4 protein-coding genes and 1 tRNA gene are annotated in these 4,825 nt (G+C 61.2%); 3 read left to right on the top strand and 2 right to left on the bottom strand.

Annotated features, from left to right (window positions below; all coding sequences use genetic code 11):
- Positions 1–164: 164 nt before the first annotated feature.
- A complete protein-coding gene (locus VIW95_RS00685; protein WP_331582974.1) occupies positions 165–1,508 on the top strand; it encodes a hypothetical protein in 1,344 nt (447 codons plus the stop codon).
- A 107-nt stretch (positions 1,509–1,615) separates the two neighbouring features.
- On the opposite strand, the gene VIW95_RS00680 is transcribed toward VIW95_RS00685, so the two are convergent.
- Positions 1,616–2,842 (bottom strand): MFS transporter, encoded by a 1,227-nt coding sequence (locus tag VIW95_RS00680; RefSeq protein WP_331582972.1) that lies wholly within the window; start codon positions 2,840–2,842, stop codon positions 1,616–1,618.
- A 59-nt stretch (positions 2,843–2,901) separates the two neighbouring features.
- Complete coding sequence (locus tag VIW95_RS00675) at positions 2,902–3,975, bottom strand: AI-2E family transporter (protein ID WP_331582969.1); 1,074 nt, start codon at positions 3,973–3,975, stop codon at positions 2,902–2,904.
- A gap of 162 nt (positions 3,976–4,137) precedes the next feature.
- Here VIW95_RS00675 and VIW95_RS00670 point away from each other — a divergent pair, with 162 nt between their 5' ends.
- Both VIW95_RS00670 and VIW95_RS00665 read left to right on the top strand, forming a co-directional pair.
- Positions 4,138–4,413 carry a hypothetical protein gene (locus tag VIW95_RS00670; RefSeq protein WP_331582967.1) on the top strand — a complete coding sequence of 92 codons (276 nt, stop codon included), beginning with the start codon at positions 4,138–4,140 and terminating at the stop codon, positions 4,411–4,413.
- Positions 4,414–4,509: 96 nt separating this feature from the next.
- Positions 4,510–4,584, top strand: a tRNA-Val gene (locus tag VIW95_RS00665).
- The last annotated feature ends 241 nt before the right edge of the window (positions 4,585–4,825 follow it).

The raw sequence follows: 4,825 nt of genomic DNA, 5'->3' as shown, positions 1-4,825 counted from the left end.
AGGACGACGCGGGCGGACCCCTTAGTCCGGTTCCCCTTCCCGCTCGGGAAGGGGTTAGGGGTTAGGTTCTTCGGATAATCGACTTTCATGCATCATAAGCGCTCCTGTATATCGCTTGACATATGTTGATTAATGCGTTTTAGATCGAAGCCGAGGACCCTTAGATGAAGCACGAACTAATCGACGTGGCCGAGCCGAACCTTATCCGCGAACAATTTCCGTACAACGCGGTGCCGCGAATCATCTTCGACGGCGAATTCGAGCAGCCTGACCCGGCGCCTGACTTTTTTATCACCGACACCACCTTCCGCGACGGCCAGCAGGCGCGACCGCCCTACACCGCCGCGCAGATCGTCGCGATGTTCGACATGCTGCATCGCCTCGGCGGCCCCAACGGCGTTATCCGGCAGACCGAGTTCTTTCTGTACTCGAAGACTGATCGCGAGGCGGTGAATCGATGCCTCGCGCGCGGCTACGAGTTCCCCGAGGTCACCGGATGGATTCGCGCGGTGAAATCCGACTTCAAGATCGTCAAGGAGATGGGCCTGCGAGAGACCGGGATCCTGACCTCGGCGTCGGACTACCACATTTTCAACAAGCTCAAAAAAACGCGGCGCGCGGCGATGGACGACTACCTTGAGATCGTGAACGCGGCGCTCGATGCGGGTCTCAAAATCCGCTGCCACCTGGAGGACGCGACGCGTGCTGATTTTTACGGCTTCGTCGTGCCGTTCGTGTCCAGGCTGATGGAGCTCGGCGAGGCGGCCGGGATTCCAGTAAAGATTCGCGTCTGCGACACCCTCGGATTCGGCGTGCCCTACCCCGGCGTCGCGCTGCCGCGCAGCGTGCCGAAGCTGATCCTGGGGCTGCGTCGGGAATGCGGCGTGAAGCCGGAGCAACTGGAATGGCACGGGCACAACGATTTTCACAAGGTGCTCGCCAACGCGACGGCGGCGTGGCTGTACGGATGCATGTACGCCAACGGCACGATTCTCGGCTATGGCGAGCGCACCGGAAATCCTCCGCTGGAAGGATTGGTGATGGACTACGTATCGCTCAAGGGCGATGCGAACGGGATGGACTTGTCGGTAATCACCGAAATCGCGGAGTACTTCGAGCGCGAAGCCGGGTACAAGATTCCCGCCAACTGTCCGTTTGTCGGCCGCGATTTCAACGTAACGCGCGCGGGAATTCATGCCGACGGGCTGCTGAAGGACGAGGAAATCTACAACGTCTTCGACACCGCGAAGATTCTTGGCCGGCCTCCGCGCGTCGCAGTGGACAAGACCTCGGGCGTCGCAGGTATCGCGTGGTGGATCAATTCGTACTTCGGTCTCGCGCGCGACGCGCAAGTCGAAAAACGCTCGTCCGAAGTTCTCGAGATTGCGAAGTGGGTCGATGCGCAATACGACGACGGACGCACCACGTCGATTTCCGATCAGGAGATGGAAGCGCAGGTGCGGCGGCATCTGCCGCGCCTGTTCGAGAGTGCCCGGCTCGCAGGATAGCCGTGGATTGCAAACAACTGCGACGGAGCTACCGCATTCTTTCTTAGTACTAAGGTGCTGGGGTTACCGCTGCCCAAGGAAGTGTGAAACCCAAGGCGGGTTTCACGTTAAATGGAGGAATGGAGGTCGCGGCCCTTACGCTCGCGGCCGAGCAGGATGACGACGGCGGCGCAGACCATCACGATTGCTGCGACGCTCGCGAGCGTCGCCGCGTAGCCGAAGCGTTCCGCGAGCAGGGCCTGGCTGACGGCGGCTCCCGAAGCCAGCAAGACGCCTGTTTGATACGCGAGCCCTGAGAACAGGCCGCGGACTTCCGGCGGCGAGAGCTCGGTGAGATGCGCCGGAATGACGCCCCATGCGCCCTGCACCATGAACTGCATCAAAAATGCCCCAAGCGTCAGCACCGCGAGCGTCGAAGGATAGATCCACAACGGTATGATGAGGCCGGCGCAGATCACCGCGGTGGCCATCGTGCGGCGCCGTCCCCATCGGTCGGACAGGTAGCCGAAGGTCAGGCCGCCGAGCAGCGCGCCTACATTATATATGAGCGCGATCGTCGCGACGGTGCGGGTGTCGAAGCCGCGCGTTTTTTCGAGGAAGGTCGGGTACATGTCCTGGGTGCCGTGCGAGACGAAGTTCATCATCGTCATCAGCGCGCACAGGTAGAGGAACAATTTCCAGTTGGCTCGAATCGCGGCGCTAATGTGCGCGCGGTCGGGACGCGTGCGTTGCCATGCTTCGGACTCGGGCACCTTGGTCCGGATGTAGATGGTCAGCAGCGCGGGCGCGCCGCCGAGAAAGAACATCGCGCGCCATCCGTAATGCGGGAAGACGAAGAAAAATGCCGCCGCCGCTAACAGATAGCCGACCGCGTAACCCTCTTGCAGGAGTCCTGAAAAGAATCCGCGCCAGCGCGGCGACACCGCTTCCATCGCGAGCGACGCGCCCACACCCCATTCGCCGCCCATCCCGATTCCGTACAGCGCGCGCATGAACAGGAACCATCGGTAGCTCGGCGCGAGGCCGCTCAACACTTCGACGACGGAATAGAAAATGACGTCGATCATCAGCGGGATGCGGCGGCCGTAGCGGTCGGCGATCCAGCCGAAGATGAGTGCGCCGACCGGGCGCAGCGCAAGCGTCGCGGTGATCGTAAACGCGATGTGAGAGATGGGGCGATGGAACTCGCGCGCGACCGCGGGCATCACGAAAATCAGGATGAAAAAATCGAAGGCGTCGAGCGCCCAGCCGAGAAAGCTCGCGAGCAGCGTGTGCGCGGCTTCTGCGGAAGTTAGCGAGCGGACAGGCTCGCGCGCGAGTTCGGAGGAATCCATGGCGAGCAATGATTAATCGAACCGGCGCGATGGCGAAAGGAGATGCCGATGCGATCGGGTCAGGCGGCTTCTTTGCGGCTGCCTGAGTATTCCTTTCGGTAGACGCGCAGCAGGGCCGCGAATATCGACATGATTGCCGGGCCGAGGAACAGGCCGAGCGGGCCGTATGCTTCGAGGCCGCCGAGGATGCCGAGAAACAGCGCGATCGTCGGCAGGCCGGTGCCGTGCTTCATCGCAAGCGGCTTGATGAAATTATCGATGACGGCGAGCGCTACCGAACACCAGATGAGCAGGCCCACCGCCGCCGACCAGCTGACCGCAAAGCCCAGGTAAATCATCGCGGGAATCCACACGAGTGCGGTACCGCCGATCGGCATCAGGCCAGCGGCCGCCGAGGCGATCGCGAGGAACAGCCAGTACGGCACGCCGAAGATCAGCATGCCGATGCCAATCGAGACGCCCTGCAGCACAGCGGTCAGCATCAGGCCGCGCATCACCGACGAGAGCGTCGTGCGCAGCGTGTCGAAAATCGCCTTCTTGTCGTCGTCGTGCAGCGGGGTCAGGTCGCGCAGGCTCTTATAGTAGTAGTCGCCGTCACGCAGCATGTAGAAGAAGGCGAGCAGCGCGATACCGAAATCGATGATGAAGCCGAAGACATTTTTCGCGGCCTGGGTCGCGTTCTTGGCGACGTAGTTGCTGGTTATCGTCGCCGCTTGCAGCGTGAGCTTGGGGAGCTCCTCGTCGAGCTTGTAGCCGCGCTCGGCCATTTTTTTCGCGATCCATGCGCCGATGTCGGTATTGACCGCCCAGTCGTGCAGCTTCGTCACGCCGCCTGTATTCACCATCGCCGTGGCCTGCGTGTAGAGCGCCTGCGCTTCGACCACGAGGCGGCCCGAGGCCCAGATGGCAGGCAGGATAACGACCAGTGCCACGAGAATGCTGATGATCGCGGTGGACAGAGATCGTCGTTTGACGTACTTCTCGACCCACTCGAGCAGCGGATGCGCCATGAAGGCGAGCAGGATTCCCCAGGCCAGCGGCGTCAGGAACGGCAGCATCAGTTCGTACAACTCGTAGGCCATCACGGCCAGGAAGCCGAAGAAGAAGAGCTGCACTATGCGCTCGCGATCCATTTTCTGCGGCGTGGCGACCCTCCATGCGCGCGCGATACTTGGCGCGAAATCCTAGCAGATGCCCCCGCCACGGTCGCCTGCCGCGCGACAGTGGAATCGGGTCCGCTTGAAGATGTGGTTGCGCTTGTGGATGAATGGGAAACCTAAGCTGGAGAAAGCACAATGACGCTCCGCAGCAGCACTGCCGCCCTCGCGCTCGTGAGTTGGTATCTGATCGTTCCGCCCTCGCTATTGAAAGCGCCGAAAGACAAGATGATGGCATCATTGTCGCACTGGACAATCGTCCGCGAGTTCGATGTTGAAAAGGACTGCGATTCGGAGCGCGCCAAGTCTTCGAAAGGCGATTCGAATCTAGGTCAATATCGTGGGATGCCACCCGAAGAGATTTATGACGCGCAATGCGTTGCGACCGACGATCCACGTCTCAAATCAAACTAACCCATTGCCTCCGTGAATCTTCGGTTGCCCGCCAGCGCATAATCGGTTACCGTGAGCGTTTGCTTGACGTATCTACGCAATGCCCCTCGCCCGTGAAGGCACGTAGCTCAGTGGGAGAGCGCTTCCTTGACACGGAAGAGGTCGGCGGTTCAATCCCGCCCGTGCCTACCAGGTCCGTGCCCATAGCCGCGCGCGCGAATTTTCGTTTTTCACTTTTTCACTCGCCAGTTTCCTCGCAATGATTAGAATCGTCGCTTGATGAGTTCCGACGTAACCGTAACCCTCGGCCGCGAGTCTCGCGTCGTGCCGGTCGGCACTATCGTTCGCGACCTGCTGAAGGACGTCCCCAGCCGCGACCTGGTCGCCGCGCGCGTCGACGGCAAGGTCGTCGATCTCACGCGCAAGCTCGAGC

The sequence above is a fragment of the Binatus sp. (SeqCode) genome, assembly GCF_036522015.1.
In the GTDB taxonomy this organism is placed as follows: domain Bacteria; phylum Desulfobacterota; class Binatia; order Binatales; family Binataceae; genus Binatus.
The sequence above is the reverse complement of the archived record's forward strand: the minus strand, read 5'-3'. Positions and strand labels throughout refer to the sequence as shown.

Coding starts and splice junctions, on each gene's coding strand:
- VIW95_RS00685 (WP_331582974.1), top strand. CDS start 165: ATGAAGCACGAACTAATCGACGTGGCCGAGCCGAACCTTATCCGCGAA.
- VIW95_RS00680 (WP_331582972.1), bottom strand. CDS start 2,842: ATGGATTCCTCCGAACTCGCGCGCGAGCCTGTCCGCTCGCTAACTTCC.
- VIW95_RS00675 (WP_331582969.1), bottom strand. CDS start 3,975: ATGGATCGCGAGCGCATAGTGCAGCTCTTCTTCTTCGGCTTCCTGGCC.
- VIW95_RS00670 (WP_331582967.1), top strand. CDS start 4,138: ATGACGCTCCGCAGCAGCACTGCCGCCCTCGCGCTCGTGAGTTGGTAT.